The organism is Fluviicola sp. (assembly GCF_030151805.1).
Lineage (GTDB): Bacteria > Bacteroidota > Bacteroidia > Flavobacteriales_D > Crocinitomicaceae > Fluviicola.
The window spans coordinates 1-21,210 of the sequence record NZ_JASLCN010000419.1 but is presented as its reverse complement, the minus strand read 5'-3'; the positions used below and the strand labels follow the sequence as shown (position 1 = coordinate 21,210).

The following is a 21,210-nucleotide window of genomic DNA, read 5'->3' as shown; positions in this document are numbered from 1 at the left end:
TTTCCACCTGCCATGACTTCTTAATTTTATTGGTTTACTTGTTAGTAATAATTCAATTTTAAATAAAGTTTCTATCGATTAGAATTAATCTCTAGAAATTGTCATAGCTTTTAGCATGTTACCATAAACTGCATTCAAATCAGTCAAGTTCTTAGACAACATTGCCATATTCTCTTTGTAACGTTTTGTATCTTCAGCTGAATCAGATAAGTTCTTCATCATTTCAGTTACCTGACCCTGGAATTTCTCAGTTGCTTCCAAATGAGCAGAAGAACCTTTCAATTGTAATTCATATACGTTATTCAAAGCAGCCAGGTTTTTAGAAACTTTTTGCATTTGCTCACCGAATGATTCACCTTCCTGAGTATTAGAAGTCATACCTGAAATAGATACAGATGCTCTTTCATATGCTTCAGACAAAGAAGAAACTTTATCAGATGCTGCTTGCAATGAAGAAACATAAGAGTCAGTTGCCGCTGCTGCAGATGTTACTCCCTTCAATTGAGCTGCATTTTCACCCAACTGACGCATTCCGTCTCCTAAACGCTCCAATAATTGTCCGTCAATTTTAGCTTCTTCCAACATTTTGTCCAAGTGCTCAGTAATTCCAGATCCACCAGAATTTCTTCCTCCTCTTCCTCCTGCTGCCGGTAAAGCATCATGATCTAAATCATCACTGTGCGCAAAAGCTAACTCCGGGTAAACAAGCTCCCAGTTTGGATCTTCATGAATCGGTTCAAATGCCGAGAAAATGAAGATGATAGCTTCCGTTCCTAGTCCAACGATCAACATCGGTCCTGAAAACGGCCAGTGCATAATTTTAAATAAGGCTCCAACGATTACGACTGCCGCACCGAAACCGTATAATTTCGCCATAAACTTTTTCCATCCTTTACTTCCTGGTTTCATAGTTTTCTTTGTTTTTTAGGTTTAACCAAATTTATTGTTTTGTAAATTGTTTGTTGTATTCTTAGCGAAGTTGGATATCGCTTCGAATTTCTTCGCCACCTTCTTTTGAGAAGTCTCGTCCACCACGTCCTAAGTGTGTTGCCACATTTCGGAATCCGACGTACGATTTAGCCGTATCTTGATACTCGTAAGTACGAGTTGAAGTTTGCAAATAATAACCTACATCTTTCCATGAACCTCCGCGAATTACTTTACGTTTCATTGCCGGCGGATCCCAGTCCATTGCATCGTATCTGTATTCCGTGTTCAAGTCATGAGAGAATTCATACATTGCTTCATCATAAGCTGTCTCACACCATTCTGAAACGTTTCCTGCCATACAGTAAAGCCCCCAACCATTCGGGTTGTAAGAATATGCTTTTACCGTGTGGAAACCACCGTCTTCGAAGTAACGACCTCTCATTGGCTTAAAGTTTCCAAGGAAACATCCGCTTTGGTTACGAATGTAAGGACCTCCCCATGGATAAGGTGAATTATTCAAATCACCACGAGCAGCTCTTTCCCACTCAGATTCTGTTGGCAAACGGAAATCATTCACAAATAAATCCCCCATTGCAGCCAACCAGTTGTTCAACAATTGAGTTCTCCAAACCGAGAAAGCTTTTGCCTGAACCCAGGTAATACCAATCACAGGATAATTATCGTAAGCAGGATGCCAGAAATACATGTTAGTCATCGGGTCATGGAAAGCATACGTAAAGTCACGTACCCATACCAAAGTATCCGTATAAACATTGATTTCTTCATCAATGATGAAACGCTGACGGTTTTCATGTCCGCGAATCGCGTTGTTTTGCCCTTTTTTGTTGAAGTATCCTAAATCCTTATCCAAACCTTGAGGCTCTTCTGTAAACGGATGCGGAGGAGTATTCAAGTCACGGTGTTCCGGACTGATCTCATTTCCTTCTTTATCGACACCATTGTGTACGATATCAATTCGCCCTCTTTTTGCAGCTTCTCTTAAATCGATCCAGTAATACTTGTAATTCAACTTACGGGTATCAAATTCACGACGTTTGTAAAAACGCTCTGGCTGCGGATAGTACATATCAGCAAGCAAAGGCATCAACTCAGGGTCATCATAAGAAAAACGACGATCCCAGTTCAATGAGAATTGCGCGCGATTGACATCACGATCAGAAGGTTCGAACTCAACCATCTCCAATGCACCTTCATCGAAGTACATATCCGAGTAGTTGATGTAACGGGACGCATCCTCGTCATCTTCCAATCCTGAATAAATACGTTCACGAGCCATGGAGTCACGAACCCATTCTACGAATTGGCGGTACTCATTATTCGTGATTTCAGTTTGGTCTATGTAAAAGGCCTGAACGGAAACCGTTTTTGCACGTGTTTGGTGCAAGAAAGGAACGTCCTGGTCATTTTCTCCCATGATATAAGATCCTGAAGGAACATAAACCATCCCGAGAGGAATCTCAGGTTGATACACTTTACGACCTAATGCACCCGTCAAGTGGCCACTACGTGAGCTACAAGAGGCAATAAAGGCCCCAATTAAACCGATAAACAACAGTTTTTTCATTCTAGTTCAATTTTACAGTTCCGGATTTTATCGTTAACATTCTACAGGATCAATTTTGCGATATAACGGAATCGAATAAAAAATGGTTACAAAGATTCTTAATTTTTTTTTGATTTTACAACCATCTTGGATTTTTTGCTTTCGTTATTGGTATAATTGGAATATAACAAAACTTAAGCGCGATCTCATGTGTTCCATTCGAAATCTTTGACAATCTTCCGATTGTGATGTCATACGAGTAACCAACCCACATAAACATTCTGGATCTTTGATTTTTAATTTCAAATGGTCTAAAGCCCGCTAAGACAGAAATCGCATCGCTGTTTCTGAAAGCCAAACCTCCATACAGGAACCCTTTGTAGATATAACGCGCATTGATGTTTGCTGAATATTTTTTCAAATCCGTTTCCATCATTGCCTGAACATCGATATCTCCAGGTCCGATATTTTTAAAGGTATAACCACCCATCACATAGTAATGTCTTGCCAAATCATATTTAACATTTCCGGTGGAAGACGCTACTGAACTTGTTAAGCCCAATGTAGATGCCTGCAAGTGTGTGGAAGACAATCCTGCATACCAGTTTTCAGCACGGTAATAAACACCAAAATTCACATCAAATGTGATTGCACTACTTGAACCAGGGAAAGTCGGGTCAATTTGTGTCTGAGGACCAACCCACGTTGGATTCATACCAAAGTTTACCATTCCAACACCCAAACCAAGCCCCAATCTTCCGTTTCCTAACTGAAGGTGATGAGAATAGTTCAACATGACATTGTTTTGGCGGTTAAACCCAATCGCATCATGCGTGAAATTCAATCCAAAACCACCGGTCCACTTTCCAAAGCTTTCCATGTTTGCCTCTGCATTGAATACCACAGAATTCGGTGCTCCATTTACTTTATCCCACTGGTTGCGGTAAATTAAATTACCACACAATCCTTCTTCGATACCAGTAGCGCCCGGGTTGATGGCGAACTTATTGTAAATAAAATGTGTTAATGCGATATCTTGTTGAGCAGCAGCTCCAAAAGAACATAACACAAACGCTGATAAAATTCGTAACGTTTTATTCATATTTATGGGTCCTATTATGGTTTTAACGTGCTTGACTATTTAACAAATTTTAGCCAATTGGCGACTAAAATAAGTATTTTTTAGAACAAACAAAATTTTTTAGTGCAATCAATCCATCTTTTCCACAATGAAATGTTGAAGAGATAAATATTTAACACAAGTTCTTAATACGCAACAAGGAATAAAAGGTTACCCTAACTTCTGATAAGTTTTCCACCAAAGGTTCGGAATATCGCCATTCAAAGCATTGCTATACTGGATTTTATCGCAGGGAACCATGTGGTGTCTTTCGTACCTAACTCCTTCTTTCGGAGGGTATGGAACCTCCATCCACCAGCGCTCTGAGCGGTTGCTTCGATAAAAAACAAGGTCGTGATTTATTTCATCCAAAAAGACTGTAAACTTGGTATAATCTTTTTTAGTTCCAATCGGAAAATCTCCGACGCGCTGAGAATATCCATCCATGAAATACCAAATGATCTGAGCGATTTCCGCATGTGCGCTTTCGGCAATTTCTCCCGGAAGTAAATTAAACAAACCTACTGACGTCAGTTTATCTGAAATCCCGGCATATTTAGCGATCTGGCACACATCCTGATTGTCAAATCCGTTTGGTTGGGAGAAGTACTTCCCTTTAAAATCCGACGCTTTGATGGATTGCAGGTCAATACTTAACAAATCCGTGTTTCGAAGCAAAGGTTCCGCTATTCTGAAATCGCCCTTAAACTCTCCCAACCGGACAGCATCAAAAAATAATTTCTCAAACAGATCTATTTCAGAAGACTTAACCAACGGTGTTTGGTATCCGATTACCGAAAGATTGAACAAATAACAAGGTCTGTGCATTAAAAGCTTGCTCACATAAGCATCTTTTCCGATCGGAAGTTCAGGATCTCCCAAGTCCAGTTTTGCATCAACATTCAGGACGTTGATCAATTGTTCCAGTTCTTCATACCCCTGATACATTGCGTAAGTCAAATCCTGCGTACCACCCAAAACAACCGGAACTACTGATTTCTTGACCAATTCAGCAACCACTTGTCTTAAGGCAAAATAAGTATCCTCTACCCTTTCACCCGGCATCAGGTTTCCGAAATCATAGATTTTAAATTTCCAGTTGCTTCCCGGAAAATAGTTGTCCAGATAAGACCGGAAGCGGTCGTCTGTTTCGCCATGAAGGCTTGCCTCTCCATTTCGGAACTCAGGCACGTAAATCAACGCGATTCCCGGACGATCAATCTCCGGAAAGCCTGAATCATCATTCCGCACAATAAATTCTCCCAGGGATTCTGAAACCGGGTTTTCTAGTGTACTGATCGGGCTGAAATAAATAGAGATATCCTTCATTCTGGCATGACTTTCCTGCAAAAATACATGAATGGAGGATGCTGATTCAGAAAGTTTCGACGAAGAATAAAGAGTGGAAAGTTAATAACTCGCACTTCGACTTCACTCAGGGCTCGCAATGAACATGGAGAATGCCAAAATTGAAAAGCAAAAAGGGCAACTTCGATTCCGCTCAGCTACCCTTTTCGTTATGTTTTATTCTAAACTAAATTCTCACCTTCCCTCATGCTCAGCTTTTTTTAAAGCTGCATTCGGTCTTCAGTAGCTGCGCTACTTCTTCTTTGCTGCAGCCTTCTTCGCAGGAGCTTTCTTTGCCGGAGTTTTCTTTTCGATCATTTCCTTCACTTTTTCAAGTGTCAGTTCTGCAGCGTCCACACTACTCGGAAGTTCAATTTTTAATTTGCCTTTCAAAATAACGGACTTCCCCCAACGTGCTTTTTCCACACGGATTCCTTCTTCTTTCCAGTCATGAACCACTTTATCGATGTCTTTCTGAATTTTTTCAGTAATCAGCGTTTCGATATCCTGTTGAGTCAGATTATCAAAATCATACTTTTTATTCACATTGATAAAAATTCCCTTCCACTTGATGAATGGCCCGAAACGGCCAACACCTTTTTGAACGGGCAATCCTTCATACGTTCCGATCGGTGCATCCGCCTGTAATTTCGATTCAATCAGCGCAATTGCCCGATCCATCGTTACATCCATCGGATCTTCATTTTTACCAAGAGAAATGAATTGATCACCGAATTTCACATACGGACCAAAACGTCCTACATTGACTTCAACGCCTGCACCTTTATATTCTCCCAGACTTTTTGGCAACTGGAATAAATCAAGCGCTTCACTCAACGTAATGGTATGAATCGACTGATTTCCAAGAAGGGATGCAAAACGCGGTTTGTCTCCATCTTCTTTTTCATCACCGATCTGGATCATCGGACCGAAACGGCCGATCCGCGCAATGACTTTTTTATTCGAAACCGGATCAATTCCCAATTCACGCTCACCTGTAGCGCGGTCGGAATGTTCCAGCGTGTCCTCTACGTTGTCGTGGAACGGCTTGTAGAATGAACTCAACATGTCCGTCCATTCCATTTTTCCACGTGCGATCTCATCGAATTGCTCTTCCACCTCTGCAGTGAAGTGATAATCCATAATTCCGCCAAAATGATCGATCAGGAAATCCGTCACAACCATCCCGATATCTGTTGGGAACAACTTATTTTTTTCTTTCCCGGTAATTTCCTTTTTGATTTGCTTTCCAATCTCAGAACCTTTCAATTCCAGCACCTGGTATGCTCTTTCTTCTCCTTCGCGTTCTTGTTTTTCTACGTAACCGCGTTTCTGGATCGTTGAAATAGTCGGTGCATACGTTGAAGGTCTTCCGATTCCCAATTCTTCCAGTTTCTTCACCAAAGATGCTTCTACATATCGTGCAGCCGGTCTTGTAAATCGCTCTGTTGCACGAATAAAATCGCGGTTTAATGATTCTCCAACCTGAACCGCTGGCAACAATCCTTCTATTTCGTTGTCCTCTTCTTCATCCAGGTTTGTTTCCAGGTACACTTTCAGGAATCCGTCAAATTTGATTACTTCTCCTTTCGCCTGGAAAACTTCCGGCAATTTGGAATCTCCGATAGAGATTGTCGTTCTTTCCAGTTCAGCATGACTCATCTGAGATGCAATTGAACGCTTCCAGATCAAATCATACAAACGCACTTCATCGCGCTCTCCGTATGCCAATGCGTGCATCGCGAAATTCGTCGGACGAATCGCTTCGTGAGCTTCCTGCGCATTCGAACTTTTGTTTGCATATTTTGCCGGATGTGAGTATTCTTTTCCGTAAGCCGAAAGAATCTCGTTTTTTGCACCTTGCATCGCCGTTTCCGATAAATTCACGGAATCGGTACGCATATAGGTAATATGTCCTGCTTCGTATAGTTTCTGAGCAACCTGCATGGTTCTTGAAACGGAAAAACCAAGTTTCAAAGATGCTTCCTGCTGCAATGTGGATGTTGTAAACGGAGAAGCCGGAGTTTTCTTTGCCGGTTTCTGTTGAACGTCCAACACTTTAAAATCAACACTCGCACAATTTTCCAAAAAGGAATTCACTTCGGTATCTGTCCCGAAATGTTTGGAGACTTCGGCCTTGATACGTTCTTTCCCTTTTAAAAACTCTCCCGTTACACGGAAATAGCTCTCAGCATGAAATTGTTGGATTTCTTTTTCGCGTTCTACGATCAAACGTACAGCAACTGATTGTACACGTCCCGCAGACAAGCTTGGCCGTACTTTTTTCCATAAAACCGGGGAAAGTTCGAAACCTACCAAACGATCCAAAACACGTCTTGCCTGCTGAGCATCAACCAATGGTTTGTTAATCTGACGTGGATTTTCAATCGCTTTTAAAATAGCTCCTTTCGTAATTTCGTTGAACGTGATTCGTTTGGTGTCTTTTTTAGCTAATCCCAAGGTTTCGTATAAATGCCATGAAATCGCTTCTCCCTCGCGGTCCTCATCGGTAGCGAGCCAAACCACTTCAGATTCCTTTGCCAGTTTTTTCAATTCTGCAACCAATGCTTTCTTATCCGAACTCACCTCGTATTCAGGTGCAAAATTGTTTTCAATGTCTATGGCCAATCCTTTCGACGCCAAATCACGCACATGTCCAAAACTTGATTTTACAGTAAAGTCTTTTCCTAAATATCCTTCAATGGTTTTTGCCTTTGCAGGTGACTCAACTATTACTAAATTTTTGCTCATGCTAACTAAATTTTGCGGTTCGAAACGATTCGAATCGGTGCAAATATAAATGGATTTAAAAACAAAAAACAAGTGATTCAGAATTGAAAAAAATTGAATCTCCTATTTAAACGATAGTTTAGTTTTTTTTTAGATCCAAGATTTCACTCAAAAAAACAGCTTTCTTTCTAAAAAATTAACAAGGATAACGCCATGACATTTTGACATGTCTGTCATAAAAACTATTTTTGCACTCTTAAAATTCAAGCATGTTAGAGAATCACGGTTTAAATAAAGTAATAGACGAGAGCAGACAGGGAGAAGCTATCATTTTAGAAGGTGGAACCGGCTCCAAAAAACTTTACGTGGAAAGTTACGGTTGTCAAATGAATTTCAGTGATAGTGAAGTGGTCGCTTCCATTATGACGAAAGAAGGTTATACAACTACTCGAAACATCGATGAAGCAGATGTTGTTTTGATCAACACCTGTTCGATCCGGGAAAATGCGGAAACACGCGTTCGTAACCGCCTGACGGAATTCAAAAAACGCAAAGCGGATCAACCGAACCTGGTGGTTGGAATTTTAGGCTGTATGGCTGAACGTTTAAAACAAGCCTTGCTGGAAGAAGAACAATTGGTTGATTTGGTTGCAGGACCGGATGCTTATCGCGATCTGCCAAATCTGATTGACGAAGTCGGAACGGGTCAGCGCGCCGTGAATGTATTGCTTTCCCGCGAGGAAACATATGCAGATATTTCTCCTGTGAGAATGGATCAGGGCGGAGTTAGCGCTTTTGTAACGATCACACGTGGTTGCGACAACATGTGCTCATTCTGCGTAGTTCCTTTTACAAGAGGTCGCGAGCGTTCCAGAGATCCGAGAACCATTGTTCAGGAATGTAAAGATTTGTTTGCAAACGGATACCGTGAAGTCACGTTATTGGGACAAAACGTAGACAGCTACCGCTGGAATATGAGCAGCAAAGGAGTGATCAAAGATGAATCCATCCCGACAACAAACTTTGCGCAATTGATGGAGATGGTTGCCTTGATCCACCCAGATCTGCGCATTCGTTTCTCCACTTCCCATCCAAAAGACATGACGGATGATGTATTGGAAGTGATGGCGAAATATGAAAACATTTGTCCGTATATTCATTTACCTGTTCAATCCGGGAACTCGAATGTATTGGAGCGCATGAACAGAGGTTATTCCCGCGAATGGTATTTAGACCGTATCGCAGCGATCAAACGCATTATTCCCGATTGCGCTATTTCAACAGATATTATTACCGGTTTTTGCGGTGAAACAGATGAAGAACACAATGAAACCGTTTCTTTGATGAGAGATGTTTCTTATGACTTCGCATACATGTTCAAGTATTCGGAAAGACCGAAAACATTGGCTGAGCGTAAATTCACAGACGATGTTCCGGACGATGTAAAAGGAAAACGCCTGGAAGAAATCATTGCTTTGCAATTGGAAAATTCTGCTGCTTCTCACAAGAGACAAGTCGGAAAGATTGCCAAAGTATTGGTTGAAGGTCCTTCAAAACGCTCGGAAGAGCACTTCTGCGGAAGAGACGGAAGAAACTCCATGGTGGTTTTCCCGAAAGGAAATGCAAAGAAAGGTGACTATGTGATGGTGAAAATCACAGACTGCACTTCGGCAACTTTGATCGGTGAATTGGTTACTCACGCAAATTAATCCGGCTTTATGAGCACTATGTCACTTCAACAAATCAAACAGCGATTCGGGATTATCGGAAATGCTCCACAACTCAATCGTGCGTTGGAAGTTGCTATGCAAGTGGCGCCAACAGATATTTCCGTCCTGGTAACAGGAGAAAGCGGAACCGGAAAAGAAATTATTCCGCAGGTGATTCATCAATTGAGCACCCGCAAACACAACGAATACATTGCCGTAAACTGCGGAGCGATTCCGGAAGGAACGATTGACTCGGAATTATTCGGTCACGAAAAAGGCTCATTTACCGGAGCAACCGGAAGCCGGCAGGGATATTTTGAAGTAGCTGACGGCGGAACGATTTTCCTTGATGAAGTTGCCGAACTTCCGATGCAGACACAGGTTCGCTTGTTGCGCGTATTGGAAACCGGTGAATTTATCCGCGTAGGTTCATCTAAAGTCATTAAGACCAATGTGCGCGTGGTTGCTGCAACCAATGAAAACATGCACCGGGCCATTCAATCCGGAAAATTCCGGGAAGATTTGTTGTACAGATTGAGCACCGTTCCGATTCCATTGCCCCCGCTGCGCCAGCGACAAGAAGATATTTATTTGCTATTCCGCAAATTCGCGAGTGATTTTGCAGAGAAATACCGCATGCCGGCAGTAAAACTTACTCCAGATGCCGTTGAATTGCTGAACGCCTATCATTGGCCCGGAAATATCCGTCAGTTGAAAAACCTGGTGGAGCAAATTTCGGTCATTGAACAGGAACGCGATATTGACGGACCTCGTTTACAATCCTATTTGCCGCAGGCAGAAGAGTTTTTCCCTGCAGTTGTAGGAGTTCAGGAAACAAAAATTGACGAACGTGAATTGATGTACAAGTTCCTGTTCGACATGAAAAACGACCTGAATGAATTGAAGAAACTGGTTGTAGAGCTGTTGAATCACCAGGGAGATTTCAATCTTTCCAATGATCAGGCAGCAGTTGTCAATCGCTTATATCACGATCTGAACCATCACGGAGAACAACGCATTCTTCCTCCGGCTCCGATCAAAACAGAAACGGTAAAACCAGTTGTTTTTGATGATCCGGATACCGAAGATTACGAAATCCACGAAGAAGTTCAGGAATCCCTGTCTTTGGAAGACCGTGAAAAAGAGCTGATCCAGAAGGCATTGGACAAGCACCGTGGAAGAAGAAAATATGCCGCAGAAGAATTGGGAATTTCGGAACGAACTTTGTATCGCAAGATCAAAGAATACGATATCCAGGGATGAAACAAGTCGCATTTATATTTCTCGCAGTATTTGGTCTTTGCAGCTGCTGGCCCAAAGCATTTTTAAACCCGATCGACAATTCCATGCCGGAAGAATGGAGAAGATTCTACATTACTCCTTTGGAATTGACTGCTGCAACTGCTCCATCGAATTATCCGGCCAATTTATCCGAAAGTCTCCGCAGCGGAATTCAAAACAATACCCGTTTGAAACTCGCTTCGACACTGGATGAAGCACAAATAAAAATCAGCGGAATCGTTTCCGGATACAATACATCCCCGATTGCTATTCAGCAGGGAGATTTGGCTGCAAAGAACCGTTTAACGGTTTCAGTTAATTTCACTATCATTACACCAACCAAAGGTTTGGAAAAAATGGAATTCACCAGTTCACGCTTTGCCGATTATGAATCCAATGAGCAATTGGTAGATGTTGAAACACGTCTCCTGGAATCCATTAACCAGCAAGTGGTGCAAGATGTGGTCAACAAACTCTTATCCAACTGGTAATGCTGAATGCAGAACAAATAGCTGAATTTATTACCCGTCCGGAACTCATGCGTTCCGAAGATGTGGAAGTGCTTCGTGAATTATCGGAGAAACACCCCTATTCTTCCGTTTACGCGTTGTTGTATTTACAAGGAGTTTCCCGCTTTCAATCCATTCACCTGGATGAAGTGCTTCCCAAACAGGCTTACAAATTATCCGACAGAACGCGCTTGTTCCATTTATTACATGCCGCTTTCGAAGGAGAAGCATTGATCGAAATTCCGGTAATTGACGAACCGGAAATGGAGATTTCATCCGGAAAAGATGAGGCGTTGAAGGAACAAATAGCGCTTCCTGAAACTGAAATTTCTCCTGAAGCAATCCATGAAGATGAACAAAGCGATGTGAATCTGACCATTGAAACGGAAGAAAATCCTGTTCTGAATACCGAAGCGAGTGCAGTAGAAGTAATCGTACCGGAAGAAGCAATTCAAACCGGGGTGGAAAAAGAAGAAATACCAACTCAGGAAATTATCCCTGAAGAAGAAAATCTGCCGGCTGTAGAAACAAAAGAGGAAAACGACATTTTCGATTTTGAGATCGTAGCTCAGACACTTTCGCAGGATTACCTCACAACCAGCAAGCAGGAAGAAGAAGAGGAACCTTATATCGAACCTCACACCCACCAGGAAAAGGATTCATCAACGGACGAACCAACACCTGAAATTTCGCCTGAAGAAAGTAAAGAGCCAGAGAAAGAAGAACTCAAAGCAGAATATCCGAAAGATTCTTCAGAAAAACGATCTTTCACGAGCTGGCTAAAATCCAGTCAGCAGGAACCTGCCACTGAGCGTATTGAAGTCAAAACAGAGTCCAAAATAAATTCGAAGGAGATCATTGATAAATTCATCGAAACCAGTCCCAGCATGCCAAAACCGAAGGCAGAATTCTATTCTCCATCGAAGAAAGCAAAAGAAAGTCTGGACGATGAGCGAATTCCGGTTTCGGAAACTTTGGCAAAAATATATGCGGCTCAGGGAAATTTTCCAAAAGCAATTCATGTTTATCATCAATTAAGTTTGGCGTTTCCAGAAAAAAAGAGTTTATTTGCACTCCAAATTGAAGAATTAAAGAAAAAAATTACCTCATAAAATGATAGCATTAATTTCAATTTTACTAGTATTAGCAAGCATTTTACTAATCGTTGTTGTATTCGTTCAGAACCCTAAAGGAGGAGGTTTGTCTTCTGATTTTGGTGCTGCTCAACAACTTGGTGGTGTACAACGTACCAATGATTTTATCGAAAAAGCAACCTGGGTTTTAGCAGGAGTTATTTTGGTAGGAAGTATTTTGATGACAAGTATTATGAAACCTGAGAAGCCAAAAGTTCAGCAAGGTAAAGAACAACCAGGCGGGCAACCAGGTGCAGGAGGACCACAAGGTGGAACTGCTCCGGGGAATCAAGGTGCACCTCAAGAATAAGCATTCAAGAAAAATCAATTATAGAATGTCAGTATGTCACAACATACTGACATTTTTTGTTTCTATCACTTCATAAAAATGCAAAATTGACACAATCCGCACATTGGCACAATCTTGGTCAATCAGCAGTGTCAAATTTTATCAAAATAAAATAACAATATGTCAACAACATTTAAACCTTTAGCAGACAGAGTGCTTATCGAACCGGCACCTGCAGAGCAAGTAACAGCAAGTGGAATTATCATTCCCGATACAGCGAAGGAAAAACCGTTAAAAGGAAAAGTGATCGCAGTTGGAGTTGGAAAAAAAGACGAACCAATGCAAGTAAAAGTAGACGACACTGTTATTTACGGTCAATACTCCGGTACCGAAATTAAAATTGACGGGAAAGATTACCTGATCATGAAAGAAGGGGATATCTACGGAATTATCGGGTAGGAAAAGTTCAAAAGGTTGAAAGAGTTCAAACAAAGTTCAATTGAAAATTGAAAAGTTGTTTAATCAACCAGAACATTTGAACATTTGAACATTTGAACATTTGAACATTTGAACATTTGAACATTTGAACATTCATCAACAAAAAGAAAAATAACTCATTAAGAAATAAGAAATGGCAAAACAAATTTATTTTGATGTTGAAGCTCGTGAGAAGCTGAAAAAAGGAGTTGATTCATTGGCAAATGCTGTGAAAGTAACCCTTGGACCAAAAGGAAGAAATGTTGTAATCGGGAAAAAATTCGGAGCTCCTCAAGTAACAAAAGATGGTGTTTCCGTAGCGAAAGAAATCGAATTGGCTGACCCGATCGAAAATATGGGTGCACAAATGGTGAAAGAAGTTGCTTCTAAAACTGCTGACATTGCAGGAGACGGAACAACAACTGCAACAGTTTTGGCACAGGCAATCATCACTGCAGGATTGAAAAACGTAGCTGCAGGTGCAAATCCGATGGATTTGAAACGCGGAATCGACAAAGCGGTTCTTTCTGTAGTAGCAGATTTGAAAAAGATCTCCAAAGAAGTAGGTTCTGACAATGATAAGATCAAGCAGATTGCAACCATTTCCGCAAACAACGACGAAACAATCGGTACCTTAATCGCTCAGGCGATGAAAGTAGTTGGAAACGACGGTGTGATCACTGTTGAAGAAGCAAAAGGAACTGAAACGGAAGTGAAAACAGTGGAAGGAATGCAATTCGACCGAGGATACCTTTCTCCTTACTTCGTAACCAATACAGACAAAATGATTGCTGAAATGGAGCATCCGTTGATTTTGATCTACGATAAGAAGATCAGCAACATGAAGGAATTGCTTCCTATTTTGGAGCCGGTGGTTCAAAACGGAAAATCATTGATCATCATTGCAGAAGATGTAGACGGTGAAGCCTTAACGACATTGGTTGTAAACCGTTTGCGCGGAAGCTTGAAAATCGCAGCTGTAAAAGCTCCGGGATTCGGTGACCGCAGAAAAGCTATGTTGGAAGACATCGCAATTTTGACAGGTGGACAAGTAATCACCGAAGAGCGTGGCTTAACTTTGGAAAATGCAACTTTGGATATGTTGGGAACTGCTGAGAAAGTAGAAATCGACAAAGACAACACAACGATCATCAATGGAGCCGGACAAAAAGAAAACATTCAGGCACGTATCGGTCAGATCAAAGCACAAATGGAATCTACCACTTCCGATTACGACCGTGAGAAATTGCAGGAGCGTTTGGCTAAATTAGCCGGAGGTGTTGCTGTTCTTTACATCGGTGCGCCAACTGAGGTTGAAATGAAAGAGAAGAAAGACCGTGTGGACGATGCGTTAGCTGCAACAAGAGCTGCCGTAGAAGAAGGAATCGTACCTGGTGGAGGTGTTGCATTGATTCGCGCAATGGATGCCTTAGAAACACTGACGGGAATTAATGACGATGAAACTACCGGAATTGCAATCGTAAAACGCGCAATCGAAGAACCATTGCGTCAGATCATTGCAAATGCAGGTGGTGAAGGTGCAGTAGTTGTTCAGAAAATCCGTGAAGGAAAAGATGACTTCGGATACAACGCACGTACGGAACAATACCAAAATTTATACGAAGCCGGAGTTGTTGACCCGACGAAAGTAACGCGTATTGCAATCGAAAACGCAGCGTCTATTGCAGCAATGCTATTGACAACAGAATGTGTCATCGCTGATGAGCCGGAAACAGATGCTCCTCATATGCATGGCGGAATGCCAGGTGGAATGCCGGGAATGATGTAATAAACAACATTCATACAATAAAAAAGAAAAATAGGGAAGCGATGTATCGCTTCCCTATTTTATTTGATTCTTTTTATTCAAATACATTAAATTTGCAGCAATTACAGTTCCCTGAAATATGGGAGCTTTCCGATCCTCCTTCCCCCGACTTTATGTCGGGGATAGACAGGAACGACACTATATAGAAGAGCAGTCATCCACAAGATGTACTGCTCTTCACTTATAAGGAAATACTTCCTGTTTTTAAAAACAGCTCTTTGATCTTTTCGACATGCCCTGTTTCCACAATCTGGTTCAGGGTTTCTATATGGAGGTAAACAACCGCATTCCCCACTTTCCGGAACCGGATAATGCGTGTATGTGGTGATTTCGGATCAATGGAGGCCGGTAAATCCGACAATTCGTTGATTTCTTTCCCCGACAATTGCTTCATACAAGGCAGACACATCATTTCAGAATCGGTCATGACATAGTTTTTGAGCAAATCCCATTTCAATTCTGTGTTATCCACTACTTCCAGTTCTGATCGTTCATTCAGAATAAAAATAGCCGGATTTCCGGGCACAGCTGTACAGTATTGCTTCTCCCCTTTCTGGTTGGTGTAAATGCGCAGGTTTGGTGTTGGAGACTTCACTAATTTTAACTCTTGAACAGGAAAATTCAGAACCGTTTCTTTGACATCGTAATCCGAATCTATTTCAAAAACGCGTGCGTTAAACGCATAACTGTTACTGCCGGTTAATTTTGTCCAGGTCAGCATCCAACCGCCATTTATCATCGTGAAACTAACCGAACTCGCTGCCGGATTCGATTCAACAACCGTAGAATACACTTTCTTTTGAGATAAATCGTTCAGGTTGACCGACCAGACATCCAGCTTCGATTTGCAATAATCCACACTTTTATAATCGCTCAGAGTTAATGGCGGAGCATTCCGGTCTCTGAAGGCCGTTTTACTCAAACAAAACAAAAGTTCCTGCTTTTTATTGAGCCCGATACATTTGAAATCATACAAATCCAGAACTTCCTTTTTCTTTCCATAGGAAGCGTCGAAAACATCAATCAGCAAATATTCATAGGAAACGGAATAAGTCGTCAAATCCAAAATACACAATCTCAAATACGTATTTATTCCTTTCGGTTTGAATTGTTTCGGATGCGTGTTCGCAGAAATCGCATAATACGTTTGATAAAGAATTACCTTGTTTTTGACCGAGGTAATAATTCCCGCATCTACGTGATTCGCGTTATTGGAATACTGATCCCAAACACTTTTGACTACGCGCTCCTGTTTTTCAAGCTGAATGGCTTTGTATTCATTCTTCTGATCCGGAAAATACTTTTCGATATGCAGGTAATTATCCACAAAAGTATACCGTGTATTCGTCTTCATATCAAAAGCCGTAAAGCTACTTGTCTTTTGATCCGAATTGGCATTTTCCTCGATTACTTCCTGCGTAAGATCCCGCTTCAGGTTTCCTTTCGAATCAAACTTAAAACGGTAATTTCCTTCCGAAAGCTGGAAGGAGCCATCTTCAAACAGATAGGTCCCGATCTGATAAGGCAGTTTGTTTTTGAAATATTCGGAATTTTGAACCCAGGAATTGGATTGTCCGAACAAAAAACCGGAAAAAAGCAGAAAAACAAGTGAACTTAGAAGGCGCATTAACAGAATTTATAGGATCGTTTTGATCAAATATAACTATTCCCTGAATCATCGCAGGGAATAGTTAGTACCTTTGCAAAAATTTTGCCATGGCAGACATTACAGTAACGATCATTGACAGAGAAGGAGTAGCGCATGAGTTATCAGCGCCTACAGACATGAATATGAACATCATGGAGCTTTGCCGCGCATATGAACTTCCGGTCAAAGGCGAATGCGGCGGTATGGCAATGTGTGCAACCTGTCAGTGTTACCTGGAATCCGATACTCCTTTGGAAGAACAAAGCGATGCCGAACTGGATATGTTGGATCAGGCATTTTATGTGAAATCCAACAGCCGTTTGGGATGCCAGATTCCTATTTCGGACGAAATCGACGGGATTGTATTGCGATTAGCGCCAGAGGCGGAGTAGTTAATTACGAATGCCGAATTACAAATTCGGCTAAAATCCCCGAACAGATGTAATTCCAATCAATTAGAGCGTCGAACTGTCATGGAGGTTTATCGAGAACGACTGAAAAATCAAAAACTTCTTTGCACTTTTCCAATCACCGAAAACAATTCGAAACTCGTAATTCGTAATTATAAGGTAAACGTCAACCCGGTTCCGAAACTGAAAATTCCCAACTGTCTTCTCAGATTGACTTTCGACCAGACTTCTCTTCCTGAGAACCAATATTCGGATTCGTCCATACGTCTGAATTTCTTCTTTCCGAACTGAAATGCGTATTGATACCTGAAACCGATATGGAACAAGACTCTTTTGGTAATCGGGTAATTCATCCGGAAGCCAAACATAAAGGTCATTCCTCTGAGTTCTTCGGCACGCGAATCCAATAAGCGTTCTTTTACGGATGAAAGCAATACGTTCTGATCCGGATTCGTCAATTCTATTGCCAGATCTCTGTTCGGAAGCTGAATCAGGGAATACCCGATTCCGATTTCGCTTGCAAAACCACAAGGAATTCTACTGTCATTCAGCGCAACGGTTACTCTCGGCATAAAAACGGTTTCACGAATCGGGAGATAAGCTACTTTCCCATCCAGGTATTGCGCAACCATCGCTCCGCTGGTATCTTTGAAGTTCCGGGTCAACTCGTCAACCGACTGCAAATTCACCTGGTAAAAACGCTGCGAAAATTCCAACCCAAAACCTACGGATTCCGTCAAGGCCACGTTCAAACTGGCTCTGTAAGCTATATCGAGTAAATTGTAGGAGCTGTGAAGTCCTGCTTTTCCGGAAACATATCCTTTGCGCTCTCCAAAGATATTTTGTAGTAAGGGAATTTGACCTTGTCCGTCAATTTCAAGGAATACGCGCTTGCCGTAATAACCAATTTCCTGCGCGCGGGAAAACGAAGCAAGTAACAAACAGCAAAAAACAAGTGCTTTTTTAATAGTCATTTTTCGCTTGTTTTAGCTGGTGAAACATTCCGTATAGCCTGGAACCGATAAAATGCTTTGTAGAAGGCTCATTCGCATAATACGCACGATTCAAAACAAGCTCTCCCGTTTTCAGATCCAATACATAAAATTGCCAATCGGAGTAATGCCCGGAAAGAATTTCAATCGGGAAATAAACCAATCCGACCGGCAGCAAAACCGTGAAAAGAAGCACGTTCCCGAAATACAAATCCGGAGCATACGCATGCTGATATTCCAAAAACAGGAGCTTTTCTGCTCCATATAGTTTTTTTATCCGGTTCAAATCGGGCAAGTCTAAAACAAAATAATCGTTTTCATGATCTTTGATCGCACGGGTCAGGCTTCGCTGCAGCAACGCATAATTATTCCAGTCTGACGCATCCAGCGTGTCCAATTTTTGCAAACTCAGACTTTTCACCCGGATATTCAAATCCGAAGCATTGTCCTTCACCTCCTTCATTATCAAATCTCTTGTTTTGAAGGTTTTGTAAACATTGACCTCGGAAGACCTGGTAGTTTCAAAAATAGCGGGTTGAAACACCAACATGGAATCCATTTTGAGATGCGCTTCTTCATCATATTTCAGATATTCCAGGTCTGATTGTTCATTATCCGTCATCAAATTGAACTCCTCATTCCTTCGTTCAAGCAAGGTACTCTTCACCGTATGTTGTTTGAACTTCACCAGGAAATTGCTGTCACGGATAATATCTGCAATTCCGTACATGTAGAATTTCGTTGAATCGATCTCAAAACCATCTGTCATTCCTTTGGATTGATTTTCAATCACCGCATACTTATCCCATTCATCGGTGCGAAGTTTTTCTCCGGAATTTGCTGCTTTCTTTTTTTCGCCCAGGTAAACGAGCGTTTCGGCATAGTTTCTTTTTGAGAATTTATCAAGGTCAAAATCTTCACTCTTTACAAGGAGTTGAATCGCTGTTTCAAGACTTTTCCGTGCAATGACGTTCGTTGTATCTTTTTGGTAAGCATCGTAAATCACTCTCAATCCTACTGCCAGTTTTCCATTCTTCGGGAGCACATTTACAAACTGGTTCAGAATGGAAATCTGTCCTTCGTAATAACGCGCTTTCTTTCGTGGAAGCAATGTATAATAACCCGGCTTTTTCTTCTGCACAACCGTTTTCATTACGTCCAGCCATGCCTGTGATTTACAATTCGCTAAAAAAGCGGATTCGGGATACGTTTTCTCTAAAATATAAATCGCATATAACGCTTCTACCGGTTCTTCCTCGTATACTTTATTCAGCACATACTCGAAACGGGCAACATCCCGGATGTAAAAAAAGCAGGAGCTGTCTTCATAAAGCATATTCTTATCCCAATCCCTGAACCTGGAAACCTGCTCCGTTACCTGTTCTTTCCTTTTAGCCAGGTTCGGATGCGACATCAGGTAGTCATTGTACTTAAACTTTGCTGAAATCTCGGTTCTTTTGAAATCGAAGTACATTTCAGGAATGTACATTTCGTTGGTATTGAAATACGTTTTATCGAATTTCATTTCTTCAAAAGGAAGGTAGGAATAAAGCAGGACGTCAAATGTTTTATTGATCTCACCCGGTTTGTATCCCGCATCATGAACCATTTTGACGGCCATCCGGTCGGCTTCCAGTTCATTTTCCCGCGAGTAATTGCTCAAAAAACGGGCTCTTTCATTGTAGGAATAGAATTTTTCCTTGGTGGCATATGTATACAATTCAAGAACGTGATGTTCCTGGAAATGAATGATTTCATGAGAAATCACAAAAGCCAATTGCGCTTCAGTCGTTAATTGGGCAATCAATCCGGTGGTAACGAAGACAATTCCCTGCCGGGTTGAGAAAGCATTTGCATCCGTGGAATTGTAGGCATAAAAGCGCAACTTTCCTTCCAGATCTTTATTTCCTGCAACCAGTTTATCTCCGAGTTTCTGCAGATAGCGGCTAATCGTATCGCCGAATGTCACATTTCCGGAATACAGGATTTCGTCAATGGAATAATTGATCTGTTCTACGAAAAACTGCTTCTTCCTGGGAGTCAATGATTTTAAATCCTCCCGGCTATCTTGTTTGATCTTGTTTAACGTGGAGTTTGAAAAGTCCTTTGGAACCGGACCCTTATTGCACAGCGGCTGATAGTGATTAAAATCTTCCTGCGCCAGCAGATTGGAAAAAGCACCAATCCATGTGCACACAAAAGCTATTAAAAACTTCCCTACCATTTAATATTTTCAGGAAGTAAACAAACCGGGATCGGTTCCATTTTGTGCTTATTCGCACGATTCAATTTGCGGTAGATCGTCAGCACTTCTTTTTGCCTTTCGTTTAAAGTATCTTCGTTTCCGCTGAATCCCATAGCCCATTCCAATTCCGGGTAAGTTGCTCCCATCTGATCTTCATCTGACCGGCCGTCTTCCCATAAACCGTCTGTTGGTTTTGCAACCAGGATGGATTCCACGATATTCAGAGAACCTGCCAATTCAAAGACTTCTGTTTTTGTCAGATCTGCAATCGGGCTTAAATCCACTCCGCCATCACCGTACTTGGTAAAGAATCCCACTCCGAAATCTTCAATTTTATTTCCTGTTCCGGCTACAAGCAAGCTGTGTGTTTGTCCGAGTGCATACAAGGTCGTCATTCTCAAACGTGCTCTTGAATTTGCCATTGCCAGGTGATTTTCAACCGTACTTGCAGGAAAAGTTCTTTCCAATTGTTGAAACGCAGCTGTTAAGTCAATGGTTTGTGCCTCTACATTGGAAAAGTTTGTCTGCAGCCATTCAATATGCTCTGTAGCTCTTGTAAACTCTGCTTTTGTTTGACGAATCGGCATATTGAGCACCAATACATTCATTCCTGTTTTTGCACAAAGTGTCGATGTCACGGCACTGTCCACTCCACCGGAGATCCCAACAATAAACCCGTTTACACCTGCATTCAACGCATATTGCTTCAACCAATTTGAGATATAATCAATTACCTGTAGTTCCTTTTCCATAAATCTTGTTAGTAAAAATAACAAAAAATCCCGTCTCAGCTAAGCCGGACGGGATTTCTAAGAAGTATAAATGGGTTCTCTTAGAATAGAATACCTATTTTCAAACAGAATTGCGTTTGTGTTGTTTTCAAACCGAAGTAATCGCTGCTTCCAACAGATCTGTTAAACAAGGTTCTGTTTTTTCCGCTTCCTTCGATGTTGATTGGAGTTAAACCGTAGTAAAATCCAAGTTCAGCAAACAATAAG

General features: G+C 41.5%; 17 protein-coding genes. 8 read left to right on the top strand and 9 right to left on the bottom strand.

Annotated elements, in window-relative coordinates:
* Positions 1-84 precede the first annotated feature (84 nt).
* The 5 genes from gldL to topA form a co-directional block, all read right to left on the bottom strand.
* Complete coding sequence (gene gldL, locus Q1V93_RS15895; RefSeq protein WP_300666006.1) at positions 85-909, bottom strand: gliding motility protein GldL; 825 nt, start codon at positions 907-909, stop codon at positions 85-87.
* A gap of 61 nt (positions 910-970) precedes the next feature.
* Positions 971-2,515: an SUMF1/EgtB/PvdO family nonheme iron enzyme gene (locus tag Q1V93_RS15890; RefSeq protein WP_300666005.1), complete on the bottom strand. Its 1,545-nt coding sequence runs from the start codon at positions 2,513-2,515 to the stop codon at positions 971-973.
* 115 nt (positions 2,516-2,630) lie between these two features.
* Positions 2,631-3,596: a PorP/SprF family type IX secretion system membrane protein gene (locus Q1V93_RS15885; protein WP_300666004.1), complete on the bottom strand. Its 966-nt coding sequence runs from the start codon at positions 3,594-3,596 to the stop codon at positions 2,631-2,633.
* A 189-nt stretch (positions 3,597-3,785) separates the two neighbouring features.
* Positions 3,786-4,943 (bottom strand): formimidoylglutamase, encoded by a 1,158-nt coding sequence (locus tag Q1V93_RS15880; protein ID WP_300666003.1) that lies wholly within the window; start codon positions 4,941-4,943, stop codon positions 3,786-3,788.
* A gap of 270 nt (positions 4,944-5,213) precedes the next feature.
* A complete protein-coding gene (gene topA / locus Q1V93_RS15875) occupies positions 5,214-7,712 on the bottom strand; it encodes a type I DNA topoisomerase (protein WP_300666002.1) in 2,499 nt (832 codons plus the stop codon).
* 248 nt (positions 7,713-7,960) lie between these two features.
* Between topA and miaB the strand changes: the two genes are divergently transcribed.
* From miaB to groL, 7 genes are all read left to right on the top strand, one after another.
* Positions 7,961-9,400, top strand: a complete 1,440-nt coding sequence (gene miaB, locus Q1V93_RS15870) for a tRNA (N6-isopentenyl adenosine(37)-C2)-methylthiotransferase MiaB (protein WP_300666001.1) — start codon at positions 7,961-7,963, stop codon at positions 9,398-9,400.
* A 9-nt stretch (positions 9,401-9,409) separates the two neighbouring features.
* On the top strand, positions 9,410-10,663 hold the full coding sequence (locus tag Q1V93_RS15865; protein WP_300666000.1) for a sigma-54 dependent transcriptional regulator: 1,254 nt from the start codon (positions 9,410-9,412) through the stop codon (positions 10,661-10,663).
* The gene (gene lptE / locus Q1V93_RS15860; protein ID WP_300665998.1) at positions 10,660-11,172 is read left to right on the top strand and encodes an LPS assembly lipoprotein LptE; all 513 of its coding nucleotides are present in this window, start codon (positions 10,660-10,662) and stop codon (positions 11,170-11,172) included. Before Q1V93_RS15865 ends, lptE begins: the two co-directional genes overlap by 4 nt.
* Positions 11,172-12,302, top strand: a complete 1,131-nt coding sequence (locus Q1V93_RS15855) for a hypothetical protein (RefSeq protein WP_300665996.1) — start codon at positions 11,172-11,174, stop codon at positions 12,300-12,302. The genes lptE and Q1V93_RS15855 overlap by 1 nt, the downstream gene beginning before the upstream one ends.
* A gap of 1 nt (position 12,303) precedes the next feature.
* Positions 12,304-12,633 carry a preprotein translocase subunit SecG gene (gene secG, locus Q1V93_RS15850; RefSeq protein ID WP_300665994.1) on the top strand — a complete coding sequence of 110 codons (330 nt, stop codon included), beginning with the start codon at positions 12,304-12,306 and terminating at the stop codon, positions 12,631-12,633.
* A 159-nt stretch (positions 12,634-12,792) separates the two neighbouring features.
* The gene (groES, locus tag Q1V93_RS15845) at positions 12,793-13,071 is read left to right on the top strand and encodes a co-chaperone GroES (protein ID WP_300665992.1); all 279 of its coding nucleotides are present in this window, start codon (positions 12,793-12,795) and stop codon (positions 13,069-13,071) included.
* A 172-nt stretch (positions 13,072-13,243) separates the two neighbouring features.
* Positions 13,244-14,878, top strand: a complete 1,635-nt coding sequence (gene groL / locus Q1V93_RS15840) for a chaperonin GroEL (RefSeq protein ID WP_300665990.1) — start codon at positions 13,244-13,246, stop codon at positions 14,876-14,878.
* A 220-nt stretch (positions 14,879-15,098) separates the two neighbouring features.
* Here the strand turns inward: groL and Q1V93_RS15835 are convergent, their stop codons facing one another.
* On the bottom strand, positions 15,099-16,544 hold the full coding sequence (locus Q1V93_RS15835) for a hypothetical protein (protein ID WP_300665989.1): 1,446 nt from the start codon (positions 16,542-16,544) through the stop codon (positions 15,099-15,101).
* Between the two features lie 89 nt (positions 16,545-16,633).
* Here Q1V93_RS15835 and Q1V93_RS15830 point away from each other — a divergent pair, with 89 nt between their 5' ends.
* Positions 16,634-16,957 (top strand): 2Fe-2S iron-sulfur cluster-binding protein, encoded by a 324-nt coding sequence (locus Q1V93_RS15830; protein WP_300665988.1) that lies wholly within the window; start codon positions 16,634-16,636, stop codon positions 16,955-16,957.
* Between the two features lie 170 nt (positions 16,958-17,127).
* Here Q1V93_RS15830 and Q1V93_RS15825 read toward each other — a convergent pair whose 3' ends face one another.
* The 3 genes from Q1V93_RS15825 to nadE are packed head-to-tail and all read right to left on the bottom strand — an operon-like array spanning position 17,128 to position 20,964.
* Positions 17,128-17,949: a hypothetical protein gene (locus Q1V93_RS15825; protein ID WP_300665987.1), complete on the bottom strand. Its 822-nt coding sequence runs from the start codon at positions 17,947-17,949 to the stop codon at positions 17,128-17,130.
* A complete protein-coding gene (locus Q1V93_RS15820) occupies positions 17,939-20,191 on the bottom strand; it encodes a M48 family metalloprotease (RefSeq protein WP_300665986.1) in 2,253 nt (750 codons plus the stop codon). Before Q1V93_RS15820 ends, Q1V93_RS15825 begins: the two co-directional genes overlap by 11 nt.
* A complete protein-coding gene (gene nadE, locus Q1V93_RS15815; protein WP_300665985.1) occupies positions 20,185-20,964 on the bottom strand; it encodes an NAD(+) synthase in 780 nt (259 codons plus the stop codon). The genes Q1V93_RS15820 and nadE overlap by 7 nt, the downstream gene beginning before the upstream one ends.
* Between the last annotated feature and the right edge of the window lie 246 nt (positions 20,965-21,210).